Origin of the sequence: Apibacter sp. ESL0404, assembly GCF_019469245.1 — a bacterium.
In the GTDB taxonomy this organism is placed as follows: domain Bacteria; phylum Bacteroidota; class Bacteroidia; order Flavobacteriales; family Weeksellaceae; genus Apibacter.
This window is the reverse complement of sequence record NZ_CP048267.1, coordinates 270,823-297,242: the sequence shown is the minus strand read 5'-3', so window position 1 is coordinate 297,242 and position 26,420 is coordinate 270,823. Positions and strand designations below refer to the sequence as shown.

The window sequence follows — 26,420 nt, the reverse complement described above, 5'->3', positions numbered from 1 at the left end:
TGAAAGTATAGTTTAGTTTAAAAAACCAATGAACAAAATAAAATCTAGTATTGTGGGAGGGGCAGGATATACTGCGGGCGAATTATTGCGAATCCTCATTAATCATCCAAAAATAGAACTCACATCCGTTTACAGCACTTCCAATGCAGGAAACCCTGTCACAACGGTCCACGAAGACCTTATAGGAGAAACCGATTTAATTTTTTCTGAACGCATTGATAAAGAGGCAGATGTTGTTTTTTTATGTTTGGGACATGGTAAATCCAGGGAATTTTTGACAAAAAATGTGTATTCTAAAAACACAAAAATTATAGATTTAAGTAATGATTTCAGGGTTAAACCTCATCATGTATTTCAAGACAGAACATATATTTACGGTCTTCCCGAATTACAAAAAGAAGAAATAAAAAAGGCAAAAAATATTGCTAATCCCGGATGTTTTGCCACCGCCATACAATTAGCTTTATTTCCCTTAGCAAAGAAAAGTTTATTGTCCCAAGATATTCATATTAACGCAGTAACCGGCTCTACCGGTGCGGGGCAATCACTTTCAGCAACTGCTCATTTCAGTTGGAGAAATAATAATGTTTCCTTTTACAAAGAATTTAGTCATCAGCATGAGGCAGAAATTTCACAAAGTATTCATCAGTTAGGAACCAACCGACATCAACTCTATTTTTTACCTATGCGGGGAAATTTTACTCGCGGAATTCTTGCCGGCATATATTTAAAATGTGAAATTTCAAAGGAGGAAGCTTTTTCTTTATATCGTGAATACTATCAGGATCATCCATTTACCTTTGTTTCGAACACTCCTTTATCTGTAAAGCAAGTAGTCAACACAAATAAATGTATATTAGAAATACAAAAACATAAAGATACCCTATTAATCACTTCGGTGATTGATAATTTAAGCAAAGGTGCTTCGGGTCAAGCCGTACAAAACATGAACCTTATTTTCGGATTTGAGGAATCCGAAGGTTTACATTTAAAACCGGTGGCATTTTGATAAAATTAGAGTTATGAATTCACTATTTCCTCTTAATATGATTAACTAGAAAAACTAAAAATACAATATCAGTTTCCTTAGTTTATTTAGAAAGTTCTTATGGTTCTTTTAGAGATGTTAACTAAAAAAAGGATAAATTACTGATTTTAATGAATAATAAAAATTATATAATTAGTACAAAATTATAATATGAAAATAGCAATTATTGGAGCCGGAAATTTAGGACTGGCAATCGCAAAAGGAATTATTAACAGCAATTTTGCTGAATCATTATATACTACTAAGCGAAATATTAAAACCTTACATGAACTGGAAAATAAACAAAATATAATTCTTACCTCAGACAATAAAGAGGCAATTAAAAATTCAGAGATTATATTGTTTGCGGTTCAGCCTAATGTCTTAACCAATGTTTTACAAGAATGCCGGCATTTATTTACGGAACATCATACTTTACTATCAGTAGTTGCCGGATTTGATTTAAGTAAACTAGAAGAAATCATAGGCAATCATTTTCCAATTATTAAGGCCATGCCTAATACCGCTATATCGGTAAATAAATCCATGACCTGTCTTTGTTCCAATAAAAAAGGAAAGGATCGAATCAATATCGCGTTGGAAATCTTTAATCAACTGGGACATACTGTAGAAATTCCTGAAGAGCAAATGCAAGCGGCAACAATTATTTGTTCCAGCGGTATAGCTTTTTGGCTGAGGATCATTCGTGCACATATGTTGGGAGCTATAGAAATGGGACTGGAACCGCAAGAAGCTCTATCCATGATTACTCAAACTTGTATGGGAGCGGCACAATTAATTGAGTCTAAAAAAAGTCATCCCGAGCAAGAAATTGATAAGGTCACAACTCCGGGCGGATGCACCATAGCCGGAATTAATGAAATGGATCATCAAGGAGTTAACTCTGCCATTATTAAAGGGCTTTTAGCTTCCTATACTAAAATCAATCAGCTGACTAAGAAATAAATAGTAAAGTATCACATGAATACCACAAAAAAACAATAATAAAAATTTATAAAGGATACTAATATGAGTCTATTCAATGTATATCCTATTTACTCTGTAACCCCTGTTAAAGCATCAGGTTGTACCGTATGGGATGAAAAAGGAGATGCCTACCTTGACTTTTATGGTGGGCATGGGGTTATTTCCATCGGTCATTCACATCCAACGTATATAAAACATGTAACTGAACAAATCAATTCCATCGGTTTTTATTCCAATTCAATTATCAATCCTGTTCAGGAAAAACTGGGTAATTTACTACCTCAAATTTGCGGATATCCCGACTATTCGTTATTCCTCTGCAATTCAGGAGCAGAAGCCAATGAAAATGCTTTAAAATTAGCCTCTTTTCATACCGGAAAATCAAAAGTTTTAGCCTTTAAAAACAGTTTCCACGGGCGTACTTCCGCAGCGGTTGCCGTGACCGATAATCCAAAAATTATTGCTCCTATCAACGCTCAACAGGAAGTGGTATTTTGCGAATTAAACGACATTGAAAGTGTTAAAAAAGAGATTGCTAAAGGAGAGGTATCTTCTGTAATTATCGAAGCTATTCAAGGAGTGGGTGGATTGGATGAAGGAAGCACTGAATTTTTTCGGGAATTGGAAAAGGTTTGTAAAAATAATAAGGTAGTTCTAATTCTGGATGAAATTCAATGTGGATATGGACGATCCGGAAAATTTTTTGCCCATCAATATCACGGAATCAAAGCAGATATTATATCGATAGCGAAAGGGATGGGAAACGGATTTCCTATCGGGGGGATATTAATTTCACCTGAATTTACTTCTTCTTTTGGATTATTAGGAACTACTTTTGGCGGAAATCATCTTGCTTGTGCCGCAGCATTAGCGGTTTTAGAAGTAATAAAGGATGAAGATATTTTAAGCAATGTTCAAAAACAATATGAATATTTCATTAAAAAATTTTCTTCTCTATCGCAAATTAAGAAAATTAAGGGTAAAGGATTAATGCTGGGATTAGAATTTAATTTCGAAGTCGCAGATCTCCGTAAAAAATTAATCTATGAAAAAAAGATTTTTACGGGTAATTCCAATAATAAAAATCTACTGCGTGTGCTTCCGCCGTTAACTATTTCCAAAAATGAAATTGATATGCTTTATGACAGTTTACAGTCTTGTCTTTAACAACCTTATAAAATAAGAAATAATGAAAAAGTATACTTCTGTCGATGATATTACAGACCTAAACGAGATGTTAAATTTGGCTAAGAAGATTAAAGCTACTCCTTTAGCCAACCAAGTTTTGGGAAAAAATAAAATTTTAGGGCTTTTATTTTTTAATCCGAGCTTAAGAACGCGATTAAGCACACAAAAAGCAGCTCGCAATCTGGGTATGGATTGTATGGTTATGAATTTAAACACAGAAGGCTGGACATTAGAATTTAAAGATGGAACGGTAATGGATGGTTCTGCTTCCGAGCATATAAAAGAAGCTGCTAAAGTTATATCAGTTTATTGTGATATAATAGCCATTCGAAGCTTTCCTACTTTAAAAGATAAGGAAAAAGACGAAGCGGAAACAGTCATTTCTTCTTTCGTTAAATACGCCACCGTTCCGATCATCAGTTTAGAAGGGGCTACAGAACATCCTCTACAAGCTTTGGCTGATGCGTTGACCATTGAAGAATACAAAAAAACGGAACGTCCTAAAGTGGTATTGAGTTGGGCTCCACACCCAAAAGCTCTTCCTCAATCTGTTTCCAATTCATTCGTGAAAATGATGAAAAAAATGGAGGTGGATTTTGTTATTACTCATCCGGAAGGATACGAGTTGAATCCTGAAATTACCAAAGGTGTTCCCATTGAATATAATCAAGAAAAAGCATTTATAAATGCTGATTTTATATATGCTAAAAATTGGAGTAATTACAACGATTATGGTAAAATACTAAATGAAGACCCTCATTGGACCATTGGTAAAAGACAAATGGAATTGACAAATCACGCTAAATTCATGCATTGTTTACCGGTACGAAGAAATATGATTGTAACTGATGACATATTGGACAGCGATGCCTCGATAGTTATACCTGAAGCAAATAATCGAACGTATTCTGCTCAAACCATTCTTACTCGAATACTGGAAGGGCTCACATAAATATTAATTATTTGATTATTGGTAAAAAACAGGTAATTAACTAATTACCAATAAACAACCCAACATGTTGAATATGGAAAAGAAAAAATTAACCGTTATAAAAATAGGAGGAAATGTAATTGATAATCAAAAAGTCCTTACTCAATTTTTACGAGATTTTTCTAAATTGGAAACCCCGAAAATTTTAGTCCACGGAGGAGGAAAAGCTGCTACAAGATTAGCGGGTAAATTGGGAGTTGAATCGATCATGATTGAAGGACGAAGAGTAACCAACGAAGAAATGCTAGATGTGGCAATAATGACGTATGCAGGACTTTGCAATAAAAAAATTGTAGCTCAACTTCAAAGTTTACAAACCTCTGCTATCGGGCTAACCGGTGCCGATGGAAATTCTATTGTATCGAAAAGGAGAGAAAATAGCACCTATGATTATGGATATGTAGGGGATATCATTGAAATTAACTCCGAATGGATTAAATGTTTACTCGATACCGATACGATTCCTGTATTCTGTGCAATTACCCACGATAAAAAAGGACAGTTGCTTAACACGAATGCTGATTCCATTGCACAATTTTTGGCTGTGAGTCTATCCTCTTTTTATGAAACCACTTTATTGTATTGTTTTGAAAAAAAGGGTGTTTTACAAGATATTGAAGACGAAAATAGTATTATTGAAACGATAAATTACAATTCCTATCAACAGTTAAAAAAGGATAATATTATTCATTCGGGTATGATCCCAAAACTTGATAATTGTTTTGAAGCGCTGAAACAGGGAGTTACAAATATTATTATTTCTAACCCTGAAATAATTAACAATTTTAATCATTCTCATACTTGTATTACCTTATAATTAAGTCTTATGAAAACCATTGAACAACTAACTTATGAAGCAATTGATCTGTTAAAAAAATTAATTGCAACGCCCTCATTTTCCGGAGAAGAACATCATACCGCTTTATTGATCGAAGCTTGGTTCAGACATCATTCAATTCCTTATGTAAGAGAGAATAATAATATATGGGCATATAATAAATATGTAGATGAAAACAAACCTTATTTACTGCTGAATTCTCATCAAGATACTGTTTTTCCTAACAAAGACTACACTCATAATCCTTTTGATGCCATTGAAAAAGAGGGTAAAATATTCGGTTTAGGTTCCAATGATGCCGGAGGATGTTTGGTGTCTCTTTTAGCCACGTTTACCTTTTTTTATTTACGTAAGAATATGAAATATAATTTAATTATGGTGGCTTCCGCTGAAGAAGAAAACAGTGGAAAAAAAGGTCTAAACAGTGTGTTGGCTCACTTGCCACCATTAGAATGTGCTATTATAGGTGAACCTACTCAAATGCAACTTGCCATTGCTGAAAAAGGCTTGCTTGTTTTAGATGTTCTCATAAAAGGAACTGCCAGTCACGCAGCTCATAATAATCCCGATAATTCCATTTATAATGCATTTGAGGTAATTGAATGGTTTAAAAATTTCTCATTTGAAAAAATATCAGAAGTTTTAGGACCTATGAAAATGACAGTTTCTCAAATTGAAGCAGGTAAACAACACAATCTTGTACCTGAAGAATGTCGTTTGGTGGTGGATATTCGTGTGAATGATTGTTATACAAACGAAGAGATACTATCAATAGTAAAGAAAAATTTATCATCTGAAAGGGTAATAATTACACCCCGATCATTGAAACTTAAATCTTCTTCCATTCCTAAAACTCATCCGTTGGTTATATCCGGTATAACTTTGGGGAGAGAAACCTATGGGTCTCCTACTCTTTCAGATCAAGCCGTCTTACAATGCCCTTCTTTAAAAATGGGGCCGGGAAATTCTTTACGATCTCACACTGCCGATGAATATATTTTTAGGGAGGAAATTGTAGAAGCAATTCCTCTATATATAGAATTATTAAATCAAACGATCTTATAATAGATAATTAAAACTATTAAATTTTAAAAAATGAAACTTTGGGAAAAAGGTATACCGACTGATCAGAGAATTGATTTATTTACCGTAGGAAATGATAGAGAATTAGATATTGTTTTAGCTAAATATGACGTGTTAGGTTCATTAGCTCAAACTAAGATGTTGTATCAAGTAGGGCTTATTACAGAAAACGAAAAAAAAGATTTACTTCAAGCATTAAATGAAATTCTCACAGATATAGAAAATCATACATTTAAAATTGAAGAGAATTTTGAAGATGTACATTCTAAAATAGAATTTTTACTAACTGAAAAAGTGGGAGATGCCGGTAAAAAGATTCATACGGCTCGTTCCCGCAATGATCAGGTTTTAGTTGATATGAACTTATATCTGAAAGATGAATTAAAAGTGATTAAAGATCAAAGTCGTAAACTTTTTGATCTTCTACTGGTACTTGCAGAAAAAAATAAAAACATTTTATTGCCCGGATATACGCATTTTCAAATAGCTATGCCTTCTTCCTTCGGAATGTGGTTTTCTGCATATGCTGAAAGTTTGATTGATGATGTAATTTTACTTAATGCAGCTTTAAAAATAGTCGATCAAAACCCTTTAGGATCAGCAGCGGGATATGGTAGTTCTTTTCCTATAGATCGAACGTTTACTACTCGGGAATTGGATTTTAAAACATTAAAATTTAATTCCGTTGCCGCACAAATGAGTCGAGGTAAATCGGAAAAAAGCACGGCATATGCTCTTAGCAGCTTGGCCGGCACTTTATCCAAGTTAGCAATGGATGTAACTTTATATTTAAGTCAAAATTTTAACTTTCTTTCACTTCCCACCCATTTGACAACGGGTTCCAGCATTATGCCTCATAAAAAAAATCCCGATGTTTTTGAATTGATACGAGGAAAATGCAATAAAATACAAGCTTTGCCTTATGAGTTGACTTTGATAACCAATAATCTTCCTAGTGGATATCATAGAGATTTACAGTTATTAAAAGAAGGAATTATTCCGGGAATACAAAATTGTAAGGCATGTTTAGAAATGGCTCATTATTCTCTTCAAGATATACAAGTTAATAAAAATATCCTCGAAGATCCTAAATACGATTATTTATTTACCGTAGATGCTCTTAATGAATTGGTAGCTGAAGGAATTCCATTTCGTGATGCATATAAAATGATCGGTCAACAGGTGGAACAGGGAACGTTTCAATCTCCTAAAAAAACTACTCATACGCATGAAGGAAGCATAAATAATTTGTGTTTAGAGGAAATTAAAAAGAAAATGGATGATTATTGGATGGATTAATACATCCTAAATACGAGTAAAATCAAAGTTAAAAAAGATACGCTTGTCCATAAGATAACGCCCAAAAGTAAAGGCTTTATACCAATTTTTTTTAAGGTTTGTAAACTTAATCCTGCTCCTATTAAAAATAAGGTTACGGTTAGTCCTCGTTTAGCTGCCATAACCAACCCATGGTCAATAATCTTAAATACAGGAAAGTATTGGGGTAAATAGGTATTACTTATCATGGCCGCAATAAATAAAAATATAAAGTAAGGTAGTTTTATTTTCTTATGTATATTTTCCTTATTTTCTTTAAAAGTCAATATAATCAGAAAAGATAAGGGAATGATCCATAAGGCTCTTTCCAGCTTAACCATCGTCGCAATTTCTAAGGCTCTTGAACCATAGTGCTGTGCAGCGCCAACTACAGAACTTGTATCATGTATAGCCAATGCAGACCAATATCCGAATTGTTCTTGTGAAAGATGTATTAGATGTCCTATTGCCGGAAATATAAATAAAGCAATGGAATTTAAAATAAAAATAGTGGCTAAAGACAGGCTGGTTTCTTCTTCATCTGCATGGATAAGCGGAGCAACGGCAGCTATAGCACTTCCTCCACATATAGCAGTTCCTGATGATATCAACAAGGTTATTTTCCTATCAATTTTAAAAAATTTTCCTATCAATATTCCCAAGAATAAGGTAAGAAAAATTGATCCAACCGTTAATAACAATCCTTCTTTACCAACTTGAATTGCTGTATTTAAATTCATCCCAAACCCCAATCCTATAACAGAAAGTTGAAGAAGATAGCGCGTTATTTTTTTAGTATAGATGGGATAAGGATTACCGAAACTAAAGGAAAATAACATTCCCAACAATAACGCTAGAGGGGTGTCTATAGATACAACCAGGCAAAGTAAACCTAAAAGAATAAAAATTATTTTTTTTACCCGATCATTGGAGACTAATTTTTTCTTGGTTGTTGCTTGACTCATTGTACAAATATCCTTTAATGCATACAAATCTGCCAATGAAAAAATGTTATACCTTATAACGATGGGTTATAATGTGAAGTAGCAAATTTTATAAAAACATCTGAATTTCCTTCGGGAACTCCTTGCTTATATACAAAATAAAACCAGCGTTTTATATTTATTCCCTCTATATCAATTATTTGAAATTCTCCTTTTTTTATATCTTTAGTTACTGCTGCAATGGATATAAAACCTATACTGTTGGTATGGGTAAGGTAGGTCTTGATGCCTTCTGTACTTCCTAAATGCATAGCAATGTTCAGATCTTTAAGCTGTATATTGACAGCTTGAAAAGCATCTCGTATAATATCCAAACTTCCTGAGCCTAATTCTCTCAAAACTAGAGGTACTTTTTGCAATTCATCTAAAGTCAAAACTTCTTTTTTTGAAATTTCCTGTGAGGTGTGCGCAATGGCTACAATTTCATCTTTTAAAAATGGAAGGTATTTAAGTTGCTTATTTTTGGGTTTGCCTTCAACCATTCCTAACTCAATTTTTTTCTCAATCAGATATTTTTCAATTTCTTCTGTATTTGCGGTTATAAGAGACATTTTAATTTTTGGATGTTTGGAATGAAATTGAGACATCAAGGCCGGAAGTAAATATTGGCCTAAAGTAGTACTTGCTCCTAGTTGAAAAGTTCCTGAAAAATTTTCTTTCAGTAAATCAAAATCATATTGTATTTGTTTATAAATATTCATGATTTTTTCTGAATGGATCAATAATATTTTACCGGCATCGGTAAGCTCTATTTTATTTCCTTTTCGAAGAAATAGGGTTAAATCATATTCTGATTCCAACTCCTTTATATTTTTAGTCACAGCAGGTTGTGAAATATATAATTCCTCAGCAGCTTTGGTAAAACTTAAATTTTTAGCTACAGCATAAAATATTTTCAATCGGAAATCAGACATTATAATTTTTATTATTTCTTGCTAAGTAAATTACTATAAATATTTTATTAAATCATACAATTATTGATTTATGAAAAAAATTGAACCTATTCAAATTAATTTTTATCCTTCGATCCTGATTTTCAACACAAGTGTAAAAGTATATATATGGAATAATTTTTGTTTTGGATTGGTATTAAACAATGTTAATTTTAAATAGACCTAAAAAACCAAATTATGAAACAATTAAAAAAAATTTTATGGGCTTTTGCATTAATGGGTACGCTGAGCTTTTCTTTGACATCATGTAAAAATGAGCCTAAAGATTCAGATTTAGTTACCAAGGCAAAATCCGTTATTCCTGAAGGAGTTACTATTGATGTTAAAAAAGGGGTGGCTACACTTACCGGAGAGTATAACGATAATGACGCTAAACAATCAACTGAAAATGCTGTTAAAGCAATACCGGGTATTAAATCCGTTGAAGATAATGCAACGGTTAAATCAGAATCAGGTGATGTAGTGGTTTCTGTGGATTCTGTATTAAAATCTAAAGTAAATGATATTTTAAAAGGGTATACCGGTGTTACAGCGGATATAAATGATGGTGTGGTAACTCTTAATGGTGAATTAAATAGGAGCGAATTGCCCCGACTTATGCAAGCAATTAATACGCTGCAACCTAAAAAAATTGAACAAAAATTATTACTAAAATAGAAGTATGGCTTTACAAGATAAATACGCAGATTTAATAAATAAGGCGAAAAGTCTGGGAACAACAAATCTTTCTGTTAAAGAACAAAATAATGTTCTTTATATTGAAGGAGAGGTTCCGAATGGAGAGTCTAAAGATCAGTTGTGGGCTGCTTATAATAAAATTGATCCTGATTTCAGATCCGCTGATTTAATTTTAAATATTAATGTATCACCCAATGCACCTTCTTCTAAATATAAAGTAACCACTCAAAGTTCTAATTTAAATATTAGAAAAGGTCCGGGTACGGATCAACCTATTTTAGGAAAAGCCGCACATCAATCTACGGTAACTTTTCTGAGCAAATATAACGATGATTGGTATTTAATACGATCTGAAGATGGAACCGAAGGATATTGTAATACTGAATATTTAACGGCTATATAAAATTATTATACTTAAATATTTTTTGAGAGGGCTGGAATTAATTTTCTTGCCCTTTTTTTATCCAATTAAATATACCGGAATTATATTTATATCTTTTTAAGATTGCTTTACCTGTTGATACTATGACTTTTAAAAAACATTTAAATATTCTGTTTGTTGGTGCATCTATTAAAATTAAGATTGAATTATAGATTCTTAGGATTGATTTTTGCTAGTATTTTATCTAAAATTTTTATTTAGACGGTTTTTATTTATTTTGTGCTTAATTATATTTTAAATTTACAATTATCTAAAAATTTTTATCAATAGAGAACTAGTATTATTTTAATACCAATATTTAAATGAATTTATTCGAAAAGCAATTCCAAGATATTGTACAATTTTTACAGTTTGATGATTACTCTTTAGTTTTAAAAAGAATTATTGATTTAACGCTAGATACGGAAGAAGTTTCTTTTTATAAGAAAACGAGTGATTTACTTCAATGGGTTGATTATAATGAATCCAATGAAAAAGGAAAAAAGGAAAAATATTCTGTCATCTTAAATGAACTTTATCAATTTCTTTCTAAAAAAGAAATTCATGAACCGAAAAGACTTCTTGAAGCCGAAAAAGTTAAAAAATCATACAGTAAATCTGCTTTTTCTTTAGGCCCTATAAGCTTAAAAATTTCCGAAGGAGAAATTATTGGTTTAGTGGGAGAAAATGGAAACGGTAAAACTTCTTTGCTTAGACTTTTATGTGGAGAATTGGAAGCGACTGAGGGAAGTATATCTTATACACTGGATTTTAAAGATCGATATGAATTAAGAACTAAGTTGATTTATATTCCTCAAAGGCCGAATATATGGTACGGTTCTATATTAGATAATCTTCAATTTACTGCATCTTCTTATAATATTAAGGGAGAAGAAAACGAATTAATGGTTGATTTGATTACCTCCAGAATGGGATTGCGAAATTATCGGAAAATGAATTGGGCTAATCTTTCTTCAGGATATAAAATGAGGTTTGAATTAGCCCGAATGTTACTTAGAAAACCTAAACTTTTACTGATTGATGAGCCTTTATCTAATTTAGATATTCTTTCTCAACAAACGGTATTGGAAGATTTTAAAGCAATAGCAAAATCTCCATTCAGACCTTTGGGTATCGTTGTCAGCTCCCAACAATTGTATGAAGTGGAAAAAAATTCCGATAAAGTGCTATTCTTAAAACATGGGGAACAAAAAAATATAATAAGTAAGAGTTCTGATAAAAAGGAATTGCCTGAATTGATTATTGAGTTTGAATCGGAATGGCCTCAGGAAAAACTTTATGCTTCTTTATCTAAAATCTCTTTACTAAAATTACAATATAATGGAGGTTCTTATATTGCGCATTTTCCTGATACTACGTCGGTGAATAATTTTTTAACTCTTTGTATTGAGGATCAGATGCCCATTAAGTATTTTAGAAATATATCTGATTCAACTCGTAGATTTTTTATTTAATTCTTTTAAAAATCCGTGATCATGTTTACAAAAACACAAAAACGTTTGCTAGAAAATTACCCTATTTTATGGAACACAAAATTTGTTCCGATGGGTATAACAGTTCTATTTATTAATATTTTTTTCTTTATTGCGGGTTATTTTTCCGGAGCTATTAATTTTTATGAAACGGATTACGATTTAAATAGCACCACTGTCATCTATCTTATTTCAATTTTAGCTAGTTTATTAATTCTCATTATATGGCTATTATTTTATATAAAGAACAACGGTTTTAAATCCTTTTACCCAAAAAAATCCAATGCTTTATATATGGAATGGTTGCTAACTTTTATCTTACTCGCCGGCAATCTATCATATCCTTTCAGTTACTCCCAGGGTATCAAATATAAAGTGAGAACTTATGCTTCAAAACAGGAAATCTATGAAGCTAAAAAAATAGTGGATCAAATTCAAATATTAATACCTGATTCTTATAATTATTATCAATTCAGTCCTATCGAGAATACTATTGATTCTTTAGAAAAAGATCCTGATTCAACTCCCATGCATTTATCTCTTCTGAATTTTTATCCATATAATAAGGAAATTGAGAAAGTTAAAGATTGGTTAATTAACGAACAAAAAGATAGCATACGAAATTTAATTCGGGAATATTTATATCTTCAAAAAAAACATAATCTTTCTACCAATCTTACTGTAGATAGCTGGATGAAATTAGTTTATAATCCTCCCAAATATATTGTGACTCAATCAAATTATATTAGCAATGCGAAAATTCAAAATGATGATAACATAAAAAATTATGTAGAATTTAAAAAACTCGATTTTGCTTATCAAAAAATGTATGATGCATATAATAATGGGAATTTTTACAATGAATTTATTTTAATCATTTTATATATTGCTTTAAGTTTATCTATTGCAATATTATCCTTTCGTACAACAAGTGGAAAATCCTGGCTAATCGCATTTATAACATTTGGATTACTTATTTTTATTAACGGAATTATTTCTGTTATATTCCTTCTATTTCCCTTTAACGTTGAGGAGTCTAATATCATTTATTTAATTGATATTTATTGGACATTTATATTTTTATATATGAGCATATACGTCATATTTAAACTTTATAAAAAAAGCGCAAAGAATAAATCAACTATACTGATAAATTTGATTTTATGGATATTACCCTATATGCCTATACTTTATTATACAACTTTTATGACGTCAATAAGTGAATCCGTATATAGTAAATATTTGAACCATTATATTAGTACTATATACCTTTACTTTTATAATCATTCAACCGCCTTTTTCTGGATTAATCTTATATTTGTAATTATCATTTTATTCTTTATAGCTAAAATAATAAAAAACTGGAAAGCTTTGCCTGAAGAATAGATGAAATTAACCCTATTTTTTATTTTAAATGTACAAAAGATTCCCATTATCCTTGCGAATTTTTTTAGTGATGATCCTCGTTGTGGTCAGCACTATATTTGCCATGGGATTGATAACTTTTTATCAATATATAAGAATTGCGGAGGAATATAACAATAAAAGGCTAGAAAGAAAGGAACAATTAATTATAGAAACTTTCGATTATCTCATTTCCAATCGAAATACAAAACCGGAGGAGGTTAAAAATAAAATTGGCAATAAAATTTATGAAATTTCAGATATTAATAATATCGATATAAATTTTTATTCTCTGGATGGAAAATATATTTTAGGAAATAAATTACCCAATCCTAAGACTGAATTTGTTCCTAAAGAAATCTTAAAAAACCTGAATGTAAATAACGACCGTATAGAGGTTATAAACAAGCTTCCCAATTCAGAAGAAAGTTTTACGTCCGTATATAGATATATTTACAACAATGATTATCAACCTATTACAATTATAAATTTTCCTTTTTTACATGATGAAGCATTTCTAAAAAAAGATTTTTATTCCTTATTATACAGATATTTAGTTATCATGCTTATCGTATTAATTGTAAGTGGTATTTTTTCATGGTTCTTTTCACTTACTTTAACCAGAAAAATTAAAGATATTGCTTATCGGCTTAGGGATACCGGCGCACTTACTCATAATAGACCCCTTTTATATAATTATATTGATGAAGTGAGTCCATTGGTTAAAGCTTACAATATTATGCTGAATAAATTTAGAGAGCAAACTGATGCACTGGTTAAAAAAGAAAAAGATAATGCTTGGCAGGAAATGGCGAGACAGGTGGCTCACGAAATCAAAAATCCGCTTACCCCTATGCGGCTCGAAATTCAAAGTTTTCAATTAAGATTTAATCCTGAAGATCCACAAATTCATGAAAAGTTAGACTCGTTAACCCGTTCATTAATACAACAAATAGATACTATTGCTTCGATTGCCGGCGCATTTTCAGACTTTGCAAAAATGCCTGTAAAAAAGGATGAAAAGTTAAACGTAATTGAAGTTGCTAAAATTTCGTTAGAAATATTTCCATCTCAACAAATTTCACTGGATACACTTGATGAATTGGTCATTTTAAATATCGATCCTAATTTATTGAACCGTATATTAACCAATTTAATAAAAAACGCTTTTCAATCGATACCAGAAGGAAGAACTCCCCATATTATTGTAAAAATCAGACAAGACATACGAATGGTTTATTTTTCTGTTATTGATAACGGAAATGGAATTCCGGAAGAAATAAAAAGCAAAATTTTTACTCCTCAATTTTCAACTAAAACCAGTGGAAGTGGTTTAGGTTTAGCAATCATAAAAAAGCTTATCGAAGAATATAATGGGTCTATAACCTTTATGTCTGAAGAAGGGAAAGGAACAATTTTCAAATTTGAAATTCCTAAAGGTGAATAATATTTTTAAGTTTAAAAAATTTAATATACTTCAAAATAATTCCGTATTTAAAGTAGGCACGGATAGTGTATTATTGGGTTGTTTTGCTGATATACATAATGCCTCCCGTATTCTTGATATCGGTACCGGTACAGGGATTCTTTCGTTAATGTGCGCGCAAAGAAATCCCACTTCTTATATTACAGCCATTGATTCTGAAATCAATGCGTATTCTTTGGCCTTGGAAAATTTTAAAAATTCCCCTTTTTCTCAAAAGATCACAAGTATCCATTGCGATTTAGACCTTTTCTTTAGTGATATATTATTTGATTATATTATTTGTAATCCTCCTTATTTTAAAATTTACGAAATATTACATCGTAAACATCCTGTTGCCAGGCAGCAAATAAAACTGAATTATCATCTTCTTATTAAAAAATCAGCATCATTACTATCTCAAAACGGAAAAATCGGATACATTTTCCCCATAGAAAATGAGCAAGAAATTCTTGAACTATCAAATAGATATAATTTATTTCCCAATCGCATTATATATATATCAGGAATAAAAAACGGAAAAATTAAAAGAATTTTCCTTGAACTTAGCAGAGAAGATAAAAATCCTATAATTGAAAACTTTGTTATCGAAGAAAAAAGTCGTATTTGGTCTGAAGAATATAAAAAATTAACATCAGAGTTCTATTTATAATATCATAGAAAAAGCGTCTTTTATATGTTCAATTTTCCATCTGTAATCTTTTTTTATGATGGAAATAATATCGAACCTTACATTGACATCCATTTCTTTACAAAGCACATATTCATTTGCTGCTTTAATCAATAATTTTCTTTTTGATCTGGTTACCGCCTCTATGGGATCGATGATAGTTGTATAGTTTCTAGCCTTAACTTCTACTATTACCAACTCGGAACCATTTTTAGCAATAATATCAATTTCCGCCTTATCATATTTCCAATTTCTATCTAATATTTCATATCCTATATCTAAAAGATAATGAAATGCTTTCATTTCCGCTTCTTTTCCAAATTCATTATGATAAGCCACACTATATTTTTTAGTTTATTAATTAAAATTATATTTATATGAAATACAAATATATTATATTTGAAAAAAAATCCTGTATGAGGTATACGAACCTATTAATATTTAGTTTTTTTAGTTTCTTCATTTTTTTCTCCTGTGGAGATGAAAATTTTGAACCCTATCCTAATCATGAATTTGATAATCATAAAGGATTATTACCTTCAGAATATATAAAAACTGAAATAGATAAAAATACGGGGAATAAAGTAACTGTAACTACTTCGATGCAATACGATAATTTGAATAGATTAATAAATATTAAATCGTCTATCTCTGATTCGATAACTAATATCCATATGATCTCTTATAATGAAAGTAATGGAAAAGTTTATACCGTTACTACCGAAAACGCCCAAGGGACTTATTTGTATTCTTATGAATATACCAAACCCGGTATTATACTAGAGCATAGAAGTTTTAAAACAAATCCTCCTCCCGGATATCCTGAAATTGAGCCTTATACAAGAACATTAACTGTTTCAGGCGATAAACTATTAAAAATAGTAGATCCAAAAGACGTACAAACCCATCTTTTCAAATACGACAAATACGGAAATTTAATTCAATTTGATACTACTATTTATACTTATGATATCTTAAAAGGCTTGATGAACAACGTAAAAACTCCTCATTGGTTATTTGCAGCATTTGAAGGAAATTTTCCATTCACTTACAATCTGGTTAATAATATTACCGGTGATAATAAGGGAACTGTTTATAGATATGAATATAATAAAGACTTACATCCTGATTATCCTACAAAAATTATTCTTAATAATACAGATGAAATAATTATTAATTACATAATTGCTAAATAAATCAAGATTTACCCTTTTAAATATATATCCTCTTAAATCTTAATTTTATGAAATTTATTATTGAAAGTAATAAAAAATAAAATATTATTCTCAAATTTATTGCATTAACTAACACTAAAAATGATTATATAATTACTTATGAGCTACATTTATAATGTAGCTTTTTGCTTTATATATCTACCTTTTCAAGTTATCTTATTTAAAAATCTAGAGCCATTACGATATTTAATTTTAATAGTTTTTACAAGCATATTCAAAGCTGGATATAATAATTAAAATTTTTTGTTATAAGTTAAACATAAAGATTAATAAATAAGTTAAAACAAGTAATCGATGAGATCGTAATATTATTATAAAATACTCCCTTGATTTAACCATCAAAGCTAGAAGATTCTTTTGAACATGACCACTGTACCCTTTATTAATCAAATATCTACAAAATAAGTCTCAGAATTTTTTATTACAATCTAAACAAACTTTTTCTACTTTTCCATTTTTAGTAAAACCTAAAAATATTAATGGCCAAAAGATAATAGCTAGAAGACAACCTCTTCCCCATCCAAATTGTTTTTTAGTATGAACGTAAATATTACTACTCCCACAATTAGGGCATTTAATGTTTAGATCAGATTTTATATTCTCCATAAAAATATAAATTTTAAATTTCTACCCAATATAATAATATAACATAAAACAATTAACATATTCTAAAAAATATTTGTTTAATACGCACAAAAATCATGTTATAAATACAAAATAAAAACTTTTTATTTTACTTACTCTATAAATCCTTTCTATTTGTATTCTACTTTATACGGACTACCCAATGACAATTTAATTTATCTGAGTGCTTTGACAAATTATTATTAAAAATTAAAATAATATTCTTATTACGGAATTCGATGAAATATGGGATAGTTACTTAATAAGTATTTCATAGTTTATTTCATAAAAAAGTTGAATTAGTTTTTTAAAAAATTATTTCAATTAATGTAATATGAAATAAACTCTTGTTTAAGTTCAAACATATATCACTTCCACATCATCTGAAGAAATATATACCAATAATTTACTTGCAACTTTTTTATTCATTCCAACTAAAGCTTTTTCATATAGCGAAATTTGTTTTTTATGACCGGTTAATTTTTCACCCGTTTTGAAATCAATAAGTGTTAATGAATCTTGCTGTTCTATGATTCGATCGGGGCGGTAAATTTTTCCTTCATATATTATTTCCCGTTCTTGATATACAGTGATCCCTTTTGAAAAAAAATCTTTTAATTGTGGACTGGATATAACTTTTTGTATTATTTTTTCAATTTCTGCTTCCTGACCGATTGGAATCAATCCCGTCAAAGTTAATTTTTTAATTACCAGTGGCAGATCTTCCGGCGAATTAATTTCTGCTAAAATAGCATGTATACTATTACCGTATTGAATGTCTTCATTTTCCTCACTATAAAATTTATGAGCCTCGGAACTTACTTTTATTTTAGAATTCCATCTTTCAGAGGTCCATTGTATTTTTTCTTCTTGAACAATATTTTTTGCGCTTTTTTCATTATTTTTCTTAAAATCGGGAGAAGGATAAAGCTCAACTATTCCTTCTGCAGATTTCCCTTGCTGAATTAAAAATTCACCCAACGAACTTAATTTATCTTTTCTTTCTTCCAATAAAAATAATTGTTGTGACGCCCGTGTGGTTGCAACATATTGTATACATAATTCATCTATCTTATTTTCAAATTCTCGGGTAGTTACCACCTCTTTTATACTATCACCGGTATCATCTAAGCCTGATTTTGAAGATGTGTAAAACTTATCAAATCCATTATATAAGTCTTTATCAAGTGGAAACCAATATTCTTCTTTTCTAGAATTGCTATCGATCATAGGATAAATTACAATTGGAAATTCCAATCCTTTAGATTTATGTATAGTCATGATCTGGATGGCATTTCGATTATCGGGAAATCGTATGGATAATCCCGGGCTTTTTAATTCCCAATATTCTAAAAATTCTTGTAAACTTATAACTCCGTTCTTTTCCAACTGAACTATCATATCCAATAAGGCAGAAATATATAAATCTTCTTTCTCTCCAAACCCTAAAGAATTAATAAATTCTTCTACATAATCATAGAAGCTTAAATTATATATTTGTTGATAAGGCAAAGAAATATTCAATTTTTCTTTAAACCAATTAATAATATCGTCAAAATCCAAATCTTTTATTTTACAAATTTCTTCTGTAAAATCTTCAAATTCCGCTCTACCTATGGTAAAAAGAAGATGGAGCATTCTCACCAAATTTTCTTTGTCTTCAGGATTAGAAATCCATTGTAAAGCATAAATAAGAGCTTGGATTTCAGGGGACGATACAACTAATAATGCTTCTTCTGTTAAAATAGGATAACCTTTTTCTGCAATTTTATCTACAATGGAAACACTATGCTTTTTATTTCTTACTAAAATAGTTATATCTTTAAAATCAAAACCATTCTGTAAAGACTCTTCAATTATTTCAACAATTCTTTCTTCTAAGAGATTTTCTTCTTTTGGAGATATAAATGATACCTGTACCCTTCCCCCTTTGGATAAGTGGGAGATTTGCTGTGCATGGACTCCAAATAATGAAGAATATTCGGGATTATTTACTAAATAAGTAGATAAAAATTGATAATAGGTATTATTAAAATCAACAATATTGGGCAAACTTCTGAAATTATTCTGCAAAGTTTTTACATGAATGTCTTTGTCTTTTGCATTTGCTATAAGATCGATTAATATTTCAGGATTTCCCGAACGAAATCTATAAATGGCTTGCTTGGGATCACCAACCAAAGTAATTGTATTTCCATCTGATACTTTTGCATTATCTAACAAAGGAATTATATTATTCCATTGAAGTTGTGAGGTGTCTTGAAATTCATCTATAAAGTAGTGATTGTATCTCCCCCCTAATTTTTCATATATAAAGGCTACCGGTTCCTCTTTTAAATGAGTTCCTATAATAGGATTTACATCTGATAGAAATACTACATCATTTTCTGTTTTTCGTCTGTGTAAAAATCGATTAATTTCAGATTGTAATTCAATCGTAATTAGATTTTTACGAACAGATTCATCTACTTTAATTCTAATGATTGCTTGTTTTATTTTATAAAATGCCTCAATAATTTGCGGTGCAATACCCTTTATATCTTCTTCATGAATCGATTTTGATTTTGCATATTTTTCTTCTTCACAAAAAGCTTTATAATAAGAAGAAGATAAGTTTATACTAAGTATTTTGCTCGAATCCTGCATTTTATAAAAAAATCCGGCCATACCTCTCGCTCCTTGATAAAAATCTCCTACTTCTAAACCGCTAGATTCAAATAACGCTATAATTTCATCGGCTATTTTTTGTATTAAGGTATAATTTTCCTGTACTCGCCTACTTATCAACTGATTCAATTTTTTAAAATCTTCAATCTCTTTAGAAGTCAAAGAATTAATCTGTTCCAGATTCTTTTCTTTTAAAAAATTTTGTGAGGAAGTCAATAATTCCTTTCTAATATCTGTAGATGATTCGTTCTCGAATTTCCAAAATATATAATTTAAAATAACCTCAGCAAAAGGATTATCTGTTCCTAATTCATCTACTAATTCATCAATTGACTGTTTGAGATATTCCGAAGAATCCAGTTCCACCGCAAACGAATACGACAACCCCAATTCTTTGGTAAATGCCTTCATCAATCGTAAATTAAACTTATCAATGGTACTGATGGAAAATAATGAATAATGATGTAAGATATAGGATAAGGCCCTATACGATCGCTGATGTAAAAGAGATATATCTATATTCAGTTCTTGAGATATTTGCTGTAAAACTAAATTCGATTGATAATTTTTTTCATCTGAAAAATCCTTCAACCATGTAAGTATGCGCGTTTTCATTTCATTAGCTGCTTTATTGGTAAAAGTTACTGCTACTATGGAACGCACAGACTCTACGGAATCATTTTGCAACAAGATACAAAGGAAATTTTTCACCAAAGTAAATGTTTTCCCGGCACCTGCAGATGCATTGTATATCGTATAGCTTGAACTCATTCAGATGAAAATTAAAAAAGGATTTAACAAAATTAGTTAAATCCTTAATAGTATGGAATTTTATAACTTAATAAAGCTTTTCTCTATCTTCTTTTTTGAAATGAATAAATTAAATGGAATACTCCCGGAAGTATAAAAATACTTCCTAACATTAGTGCCCATGCAAGCATTGCAATAGTTTTATGTATATATTGGTCTTCAATTAAAGATAGACTACCCTGTTTTAATATAACTAAATTAGGATAATGCCGGTAGGTTACCGCAAACAATATGGTTAATACCTGAAATCCTGCTAATACTCTTATCCAAGAATATTTTTTTTCTTTCAATGCATATAGAGTTCCAAAAACAGAAACGGTTGCTAAAATTACCGCAATCCATCCGACTGTTTCTCCAAATATCCATTGAATTAAAGGAACATGTGAAAAATAAGCACATACAAATACTAAACCTCCGGTAATCACCACTACAAATAAAAATATAGTAAGTTTTTTAGATAAATATTCACGATCATCAAAATTTTTAACTTGAGACAATGAATAGGAAACAGCCAAATATCCACAAATACTGCAAGTGAAAACACCCAGCGCACATCCAAACGGAGTAAGCCAACTCCAAATATAAGCATTCATAAAATCGGTAGGTTCTACATCAATAGTTCCGGAAACCGTTGCTGCTGCAATTATACCTAAGAAAAAAGGCGTGATTACACTGGAATATCTAAATATTTTATTATAAACAAATTGCCAATGATCTTTAACCGCATCGTAATTTCGAAAAGAAAAGGCAGTTCCCCTGGCAATTATACCTATAAGCATTAATAGTAAAGGTATATGTAAATAGGTTGATAGTACCGAATAAATATCAGGAAACCCTACAAAAAGAATTACAATTACAATGATCAACCACATATGGTTAGCTTCCCATACGGGACCCATTTCTTCATACATGATTTTTTCAATCCTTTTTTCATTTTTGTGTTTGCTGAATAATTCTAAAATTCCAACTCCAAAATCTGCACCTCCTAATAATAAATACAAAGCGATCGCTGTCCAGAGGAAAAAGATTACTACATATAAATAAAACATACTCTACTTCTTATTAGGTTTATAATTCTTATCCGTTGCGTCATATAATATAGGAACCATTTTCATTTGCCTATATAAAAGGAAAATTACAATGGCTGATAAAGAAATAAAAATAGCTGTGAATAAATAGAATGAATATGCTATTCCGGGCATAGGTGTTACGGCATCAGCTGTCCTCATTACTTTATAAATAATCCACGGTTGACGTCCAACTTCCGTTACGGTCCATCCCGCCTCCAGCGCTATATATCCCAAGGGGGTAGCTATTACAAATAATTTATAAATCCATTTTTTTGTAAGCCACTTTTTAGTTTTGAATCTTGCCAATAAATAGATAACCGCCAATATCATTAATGCCACACCTAATATAATCATGATTTGAAAGGAATAATGCGTAATTGCCACGGGCGGTCTATCGTCTTTGGGAAAATCAGTGATTCCTTTAACCGGATCTTTTACATTTCCATAAGCTAAAAAACTTAATAAACCGGGTATTTTTATGGCGTAATCAACTCTTTCTTCCTTTTCATTAACAATACCTCCTAAAATAAATGAGGCCGGGGCTTCTGTATGGAAGTGTGCTTCCATGGCCGCCAACTTTTCCGGTTGTCTTCTGCTTACATCTTTCGCAGAGATATCTCCACTTAAAGGTTGAATCAAAGCTGCAATACATGCACAAGTGGCAGCAATTTTAAATGCTTTACTATGAAATTCGATATTCTTTTTCTTTAAGATCATGAATGCATGCATTCCGGCTACGGCAAATCCGGTAGCCACAAATGCGGCTATTATCATATGTAATGCCTGAGAAAACCAAGCGTCATTAAACATTGCCTTTACAGGGTCTATGTTTATATAGTTTCCGTTAACATAGTCGAACCCTGCGGGACTATTCATCCAAGCATTAGCTGCTAAAACCAGTATACCTGATGACAATCCGCTAATTCCAACTAATAATCCTGTTAACCAGTGAAACCAAGGGTTGAATTTATTCCAACCGTAAAGAAAGAATCCTATAGCTATAGCTTCTACGAAAAAGGCAGTACCTTCTAAAGAAAAAGGCATTCCAAAAATTGGACCTGCATGTTTCATGAATTCAGGCCATAGCAATCCTAATTCAAATGAAAGCATGGTACCTGAAACCGCTCCGGTTGCAAATAATATTGCGATTCCTTTACTCCAAGCCTTTGTTAGACCTTTGTATACTTCATCTCCGGTCTTTAAATATTTATAATGTGAAATTGCCATAAAGAAAGGCATAACCATACCTATACATGAAAATATGATATGGAATCCTAATGAAACTGCCATCTGCGATCGAGCAGCAATAAAATCATTCATCGAAAAAACAAATTAAAGGGTGCAAATTTATAATAATTCTTAACTTTTAAAATCATTTAATAAAAAGTTTTACTATAAGTCATGATTTATTTTATCATTATATAACAATAAATTAATTAAGATATTTATATAATTATATTTTTTTAGCATAATTATCATAGTTGCTTTCACTTATTATAAAAAACAACACATATTCATTATTGTTAAACAAATCATTATTTTTTATTAAAAAATTATGCCGAAAATTAATTTTTAAAATTTTTCAATCAGCCATATTATAATTATTTAAAATATCCTTTGTTATAATTAGAGTTTAAGTCATATTTAATCAAGATAATTCATTATTATACCATTAATTAAACATAGAAAATTAAATTAGTAATTTTGTAACTATGGACAAATTAACTAAGGAGCAAAGACGAAGAAATATGCAAGCTGTAAAATCTACAGGCTCAAAAATTGAGAATACACTGGCTAAAGCTTTATTTGCTCGTGGTTATCGTTATCGTAAAAATGATAAATCCGTGTTTGGAAAACCAGATCTAACATTTAAAAAATATAAAATAGCCATATTTGTAGATAGTGAATTTTGGCACGGAAAGGATTGGGATAAACACAAACATGATCATAAATCTAATCAAGAGTTTTGGCATAAAAAAATTGAAAGAAACATAGAAAGAGATAAAGAAGTTAATAAAGAATTAAAAAAACAAGGCTGGACAGTTCTTCGTTTTTGGGGAGATCATATTAATAAAAATTTGTTATTTTGTGTCTCTGAAATAGAGAACGTCTTAAATTATTCAAAAATGAATTTTCAAAAAAAAATATCGCTGGAAGAAATCAACGGAAAAAATGTAAAAATTTGCTTGTTTGAACCGGAATCTAATCGAGAGGCGATATTAACACATTATATTCATAATAGTACTAATAATATCTCTAAATTATACAAGAAAGAAGCTATTGAGACCACTAAAAATATTTTGCAAGTAAAATATCCTGAAGAAACGATTACAAACAAAGTAGCTGAAAAAGCATTACAGTATGGTATATTTAATACTTTAAATGTACCATTTTTACCGATCAACAAGCCAAAATTCAAATTTATAGATTTATTTGCCGGAATCGGTGGTTTTAGACTAGCACTCCAAAATTTGGGAGGAAAATGCGTATTTACAAGCGAATGGGATAAATCCGCTCAACGAACATATAGAGCTAACTTTGGAGAAGTTCCATTTGGAGATATAACAAAAGCAGAAATCAAAGCATATATTCCGGATAAATTTGATATCCTGTGTGCCGGTTTTCCGTGTCAAGCTTTTTCAATAGCAGGAAAAAGAGGTGGGTTTGAAGATACAAGAGGTACACTTTTCTTTGATGTTGCTGAAATAATCAAAACAAAACAACCAAAAGCTTTCTTTCTTGAAAATGTTAAAGGGCTTCGCAACCACGATAAGGGAAAGACTTTAAAGACAATACTTAACGTTTTACGTGAGGATTTAGGTTATTATGTACCTGAACCACAAATTGTAAATGCTAAAAATTTTGGAGTTCCTCAAAATAGAGAACGTATTTATATTGTTGGTTTCCATCCGGACTTAAAAATAAATAATTTTACGTACCCTGCTACAACTGATGAAACTAAAACATTTGCAGATGTAAAAGAAGAGAACGTCGTTCCCACAAAATTTTATTTGTCTACTCAATACTTGCAAACATTGAAAGACCATAAAGCAAGACATAAAGGCAAAGGTAACGGTTTTGGTTATGAAATTATTCCGGATGATGGTATTGCAAATGCAATTGTCGTGGGGGGGATGGGCAGAGAACGTAATTTAGTTATTGATGATAGAATAACCGATTTTACTCCGACTACTAAGATAAAGGGAGAAGTTAATCGCGAAGGCATCCGAAAAATGACCCCCAGAGAGTGGGCAAGACTACAAGGGTTTCCTGACAACTATCTTATTCCGGTGGCAGATGCTTCCGCTTATAAACAATTCGGTAATTCTGTTGCTATACCTGCAATTCAAGCAACTGCACGTGAAATTTTATTAAAATTGAAGATAAAATGCTAACAGGTAATAAAGGAGAATGGAGTGAAATATATACACTTCTCAAAATTATTGGTGATGGAAAACTTTATGCAGGAGATAAAAATTTAAATAGAATTGAGCGACTTATATTTCCAATAGTTAAAGTCTTACGTACTGAAACTAATGGAACTTATGAATTTTCATATAAAGACACACTAGTTTTAATAAAATACGGATTGGAAGAATTTAAAATTCCAATTATTGAATTTCATAAAAAAGCATCTAGTTTATTATCATATTTAAAAAATGCTGCCGGTTCTTCATTTTCTCATGAAGAAACAGAGGAATTTATTAATAATTTTAAATGTCGTTCAATTAAAGCCAGCTCTTCCGTTAAAAGTGACATACAAATCATTATTCATGATATGAATACCGGAACTCAGCCTGTATTAGGATTTAGCATTAAGTCTCAACTTGGTGGTGCGTCTACTTTGTTAAATGCAGGAAAAACGACAAATTTTATTTATAAAATAACAAATACCTCTCTTTCTGATAATGATATAAAAGTTATCAATTCAATTTCTTCCAGAAGTAAAATTATGGATAGAATAAACGCTATTATAAAGAAAAATGGAATTTTAGAATTTCAACATCCTGAAAATCGCACATTTGACAACAATTTAAAATTAATTGATACTTATTTACCTACTTTGTTAAGTGATATGTTACTTTTATATTATACTACAAAAATTAGCAATGTAAAAGAATTAGTTGATAAAATTTCAAAACTTAATCCATTAAAATTTGATATTTCATCAAAACATCCTTATTACTCTTATAAAATTAAACGTTTTCTTAATGATATTGCATTAGGTATGGTGCCTTCTAAAGTTTGGACAGGAACTTTTGATGCTACCGGAGGCTATTTAATTGTAAAAGATAATGGAGACATTTTATGTTATCATATATATAATAGAAATGAATTCGAAGATTATTTATTAAATAATACTAAATTAGAAACAGCAAGTAGTTCAAGACATGGCTTTGGATTTATCTATAAACATGATAAAGATCTATTATTTAATTTAAATTTACAAATTAGATTTTTAAAATAATTTACCTTA

The 26,420-nt window shown here is 30.5% G+C and carries 22 protein-coding genes; 16 read left to right on the top strand and 6 right to left on the bottom strand.

Going from position 1 to position 26,420, the window contains the following annotated elements; all coding sequences use genetic code 11:
- The first annotated feature begins 28 nt into the window (after positions 1–28).
- The 7 genes from argC (at position 29) to argH (ending at position 7,413) form a co-directional block, all read left to right on the top strand.
- A complete protein-coding gene (argC, locus tag GYM72_RS01195; RefSeq protein ID WP_220264420.1) occupies positions 29–1,009 on the top strand; it encodes an N-acetyl-gamma-glutamyl-phosphate reductase in 981 nt (326 codons plus the stop codon).
- Positions 1,010–1,198: 189 nt separating this feature from the next.
- Positions 1,199–1,993 (top strand): pyrroline-5-carboxylate reductase, encoded by a 795-nt coding sequence (gene proC, locus GYM72_RS01190; RefSeq protein WP_220264419.1) that lies wholly within the window; start codon positions 1,199–1,201, stop codon positions 1,991–1,993.
- A 63-nt stretch (positions 1,994–2,056) separates the two neighbouring features.
- Positions 2,057–3,181, top strand: a complete 1,125-nt coding sequence (locus GYM72_RS01185) for an aspartate aminotransferase family protein (protein WP_220264418.1) — start codon at positions 2,057–2,059, stop codon at positions 3,179–3,181.
- Positions 3,182–3,203: 22 nt separating this feature from the next.
- The gene (locus GYM72_RS01180) at positions 3,204–4,154 is read left to right on the top strand and encodes an N-acetylornithine carbamoyltransferase (protein ID WP_220264417.1); all 951 of its coding nucleotides are present in this window, start codon (positions 3,204–3,206) and stop codon (positions 4,152–4,154) included.
- Between the two features lie 73 nt (positions 4,155–4,227).
- Positions 4,228–5,010: an acetylglutamate kinase gene (gene argB, locus GYM72_RS01175; RefSeq protein ID WP_220264416.1), complete on the top strand. Its 783-nt coding sequence runs from the start codon at positions 4,228–4,230 to the stop codon at positions 5,008–5,010.
- A gap of 9 nt (positions 5,011–5,019) precedes the next feature.
- On the top strand, positions 5,020–6,096 hold the full coding sequence (locus tag GYM72_RS01170) for a M20 family metallo-hydrolase (RefSeq protein ID WP_220264415.1): 1,077 nt from the start codon (positions 5,020–5,022) through the stop codon (positions 6,094–6,096).
- Positions 6,097–6,126: 30 nt separating this feature from the next.
- A complete protein-coding gene (gene argH / locus GYM72_RS01165) occupies positions 6,127–7,413 on the top strand; it encodes an argininosuccinate lyase (protein ID WP_220264414.1) in 1,287 nt (428 codons plus the stop codon).
- Here argH and GYM72_RS01160 read toward each other — a convergent pair.
- Both GYM72_RS01160 and GYM72_RS01155 read right to left on the bottom strand, forming a co-directional pair.
- Positions 7,410–8,396: a YeiH family protein gene (locus GYM72_RS01160; RefSeq protein ID WP_220264413.1), complete on the bottom strand. Its 987-nt coding sequence runs from the start codon at positions 8,394–8,396 to the stop codon at positions 7,410–7,412. The genes argH and GYM72_RS01160 overlap by 4 nt on opposite strands.
- A 53-nt stretch (positions 8,397–8,449) precedes the next feature.
- On the bottom strand, positions 8,450–9,349 hold the full coding sequence (locus GYM72_RS01155) for a LysR family transcriptional regulator (protein ID WP_220264412.1): 900 nt from the start codon (positions 9,347–9,349) through the stop codon (positions 8,450–8,452).
- Positions 9,350–9,565: 216 nt separating this feature from the next.
- Between GYM72_RS01155 and GYM72_RS01150 the strand changes: the two genes are divergently transcribed.
- From GYM72_RS01150 to GYM72_RS01125, 6 genes are all read left to right on the top strand, one after another.
- On the top strand, positions 9,566–10,045 hold the full coding sequence (locus tag GYM72_RS01150) for a BON domain-containing protein (protein WP_105297142.1): 480 nt from the start codon (positions 9,566–9,568) through the stop codon (positions 10,043–10,045).
- Between the two features lie 4 nt (positions 10,046–10,049).
- Entirely contained in the window at positions 10,050–10,469 is a 420-nt protein-coding gene (locus GYM72_RS01145; protein ID WP_220264411.1) for an SH3 domain-containing protein, read from the top strand.
- A gap of 341 nt (positions 10,470–10,810) precedes the next feature.
- Positions 10,811–11,962 (top strand): ATP-binding cassette domain-containing protein, encoded by a 1,152-nt coding sequence (locus GYM72_RS01140; RefSeq protein WP_220264410.1) that lies wholly within the window; start codon positions 10,811–10,813, stop codon positions 11,960–11,962.
- 21 nt (positions 11,963–11,983) lie between these two features.
- Positions 11,984–13,366, top strand: a complete 1,383-nt coding sequence (locus tag GYM72_RS01135) for a hypothetical protein (RefSeq protein ID WP_220264409.1) — start codon at positions 11,984–11,986, stop codon at positions 13,364–13,366.
- Positions 13,367–13,436: 70 nt separating this feature from the next.
- Positions 13,437–14,831 (top strand): HAMP domain-containing sensor histidine kinase, encoded by a 1,395-nt coding sequence (locus tag GYM72_RS01130; protein WP_220264408.1) that lies wholly within the window; start codon positions 13,437–13,439, stop codon positions 14,829–14,831.
- On the top strand, positions 14,824–15,519 hold the full coding sequence (locus GYM72_RS01125) for a tRNA1(Val) (adenine(37)-N6)-methyltransferase (protein WP_220264407.1): 696 nt from the start codon (positions 14,824–14,826) through the stop codon (positions 15,517–15,519). The genes GYM72_RS01130 and GYM72_RS01125 overlap by 8 nt, the downstream gene beginning before the upstream one ends.
- Here GYM72_RS01125 and GYM72_RS01120 read toward each other — a convergent pair.
- Positions 15,514–15,876: a YraN family protein gene (locus GYM72_RS01120; protein ID WP_220264406.1), complete on the bottom strand. Its 363-nt coding sequence runs from the start codon at positions 15,874–15,876 to the stop codon at positions 15,514–15,516. The two genes, GYM72_RS01125 and GYM72_RS01120, sit on opposite strands and share 6 nt — an antisense overlap.
- A 77-nt stretch (positions 15,877–15,953) precedes the next feature.
- Here GYM72_RS01120 and GYM72_RS01115 point away from each other — a divergent pair, with 77 nt between their 5' ends.
- Entirely contained in the window at positions 15,954–16,733 is a 780-nt protein-coding gene (locus GYM72_RS01115) for a hypothetical protein (RefSeq protein ID WP_220264405.1), read from the top strand.
- Positions 16,734–17,753: 1,020 nt separating this feature from the next.
- Here the strand turns inward: GYM72_RS01115 and GYM72_RS01110 are convergent.
- The 3 genes from GYM72_RS01110 to GYM72_RS01100 all read right to left on the bottom strand — a co-directional run bounded on the left by GYM72_RS01110 (position 17,754) and on the right by GYM72_RS01100 (position 23,263).
- Positions 17,754–20,834 carry an exodeoxyribonuclease V subunit beta gene (locus tag GYM72_RS01110; RefSeq protein ID WP_220264404.1) on the bottom strand — a complete coding sequence of 1,027 codons (3,081 nt, stop codon included), beginning with the start codon at positions 20,832–20,834 and terminating at the stop codon, positions 17,754–17,756.
- A gap of 83 nt (positions 20,835–20,917) precedes the next feature.
- The gene (locus tag GYM72_RS01105) at positions 20,918–21,922 is read right to left on the bottom strand and encodes a cytochrome d ubiquinol oxidase subunit II (RefSeq protein WP_220264403.1); all 1,005 of its coding nucleotides are present in this window, start codon (positions 21,920–21,922) and stop codon (positions 20,918–20,920) included.
- 3 nt (positions 21,923–21,925) lie between these two features.
- Positions 21,926–23,263: a cytochrome ubiquinol oxidase subunit I gene (locus GYM72_RS01100; RefSeq protein ID WP_160542420.1), complete on the bottom strand. Its 1,338-nt coding sequence runs from the start codon at positions 23,261–23,263 to the stop codon at positions 21,926–21,928.
- 392 nt (positions 23,264–23,655) lie between these two features.
- Here GYM72_RS01100 and vsr point away from each other — a divergent pair, with 392 nt between their 5' ends.
- A complete protein-coding gene (gene vsr / locus GYM72_RS01090) occupies positions 23,656–25,338 on the top strand; it encodes a DNA mismatch endonuclease Vsr (protein WP_255571524.1) in 1,683 nt (560 codons plus the stop codon).
- Positions 25,332–26,411: an HpaII family restriction endonuclease gene (locus GYM72_RS01085; protein ID WP_220264402.1), complete on the top strand. Its 1,080-nt coding sequence runs from the start codon at positions 25,332–25,334 to the stop codon at positions 26,409–26,411. Before vsr ends, GYM72_RS01085 begins: the two co-directional genes overlap by 7 nt.
- Positions 26,412–26,420: the final 9 nt, after the last annotated feature.

Excerpts from the sequence above, each read along its gene's own strand:
- argC (WP_220264420.1), top strand. The coding sequence starts at position 29 with ATGAACAAAATAAAATCTAGTATTGTGGGAGGGGCAGGATATACTGCG.
- proC (WP_220264419.1), top strand. The coding sequence starts at position 1,199 with ATGAAAATAGCAATTATTGGAGCCGGAAATTTAGGACTGGCAATCGCA.
- GYM72_RS01185 (WP_220264418.1), top strand. The coding sequence starts at position 2,057 with ATGAGTCTATTCAATGTATATCCTATTTACTCTGTAACCCCTGTTAAA.
- GYM72_RS01180 (WP_220264417.1), top strand. The coding sequence starts at position 3,204 with ATGAAAAAGTATACTTCTGTCGATGATATTACAGACCTAAACGAGATG.
- argB (WP_220264416.1), top strand. The coding sequence starts at position 4,228 with ATGGAAAAGAAAAAATTAACCGTTATAAAAATAGGAGGAAATGTAATT.
- GYM72_RS01170 (WP_220264415.1), top strand. The coding sequence starts at position 5,020 with ATGAAAACCATTGAACAACTAACTTATGAAGCAATTGATCTGTTAAAA.
- argH (WP_220264414.1), top strand. The coding sequence starts at position 6,127 with ATGAAACTTTGGGAAAAAGGTATACCGACTGATCAGAGAATTGATTTA.
- GYM72_RS01160 (WP_220264413.1), bottom strand. The coding sequence starts at position 8,396 with ATGAGTCAAGCAACAACCAAGAAAAAATTAGTCTCCAATGATCGGGTA.
- GYM72_RS01155 (WP_220264412.1), bottom strand. The coding sequence starts at position 9,349 with ATGTCTGATTTCCGATTGAAAATATTTTATGCTGTAGCTAAAAATTTA.
- GYM72_RS01150 (WP_105297142.1), top strand. The coding sequence starts at position 9,566 with ATGAAACAATTAAAAAAAATTTTATGGGCTTTTGCATTAATGGGTACG.
- GYM72_RS01145 (WP_220264411.1), top strand. The coding sequence starts at position 10,050 with ATGGCTTTACAAGATAAATACGCAGATTTAATAAATAAGGCGAAAAGT.
- GYM72_RS01140 (WP_220264410.1), top strand. The coding sequence starts at position 10,811 with ATGAATTTATTCGAAAAGCAATTCCAAGATATTGTACAATTTTTACAG.
- GYM72_RS01135 (WP_220264409.1), top strand. The coding sequence starts at position 11,984 with ATGTTTACAAAAACACAAAAACGTTTGCTAGAAAATTACCCTATTTTA.
- GYM72_RS01130 (WP_220264408.1), top strand. The coding sequence starts at position 13,437 with ATGATCCTCGTTGTGGTCAGCACTATATTTGCCATGGGATTGATAACT.
- GYM72_RS01115 (WP_220264405.1), top strand. The coding sequence starts at position 15,954 with ATGAGGTATACGAACCTATTAATATTTAGTTTTTTTAGTTTCTTCATT.
- GYM72_RS01110 (WP_220264404.1), bottom strand. The coding sequence starts at position 20,834 with ATGAGTTCAAGCTATACGATATACAATGCATCTGCAGGTGCCGGGAAA.
- GYM72_RS01105 (WP_220264403.1), bottom strand. The coding sequence starts at position 21,922 with ATGTTTTATTTATATGTAGTAATCTTTTTCCTCTGGACAGCGATCGCT.
- GYM72_RS01100 (WP_160542420.1), bottom strand. The coding sequence starts at position 23,263 with ATGAATGATTTTATTGCTGCTCGATCGCAGATGGCAGTTTCATTAGGA.
- vsr (WP_255571524.1), top strand. The coding sequence starts at position 23,656 with ATGGACAAATTAACTAAGGAGCAAAGACGAAGAAATATGCAAGCTGTA.
- GYM72_RS01085 (WP_220264402.1), top strand. The coding sequence starts at position 25,332 with ATGCTAACAGGTAATAAAGGAGAATGGAGTGAAATATATACACTTCTC.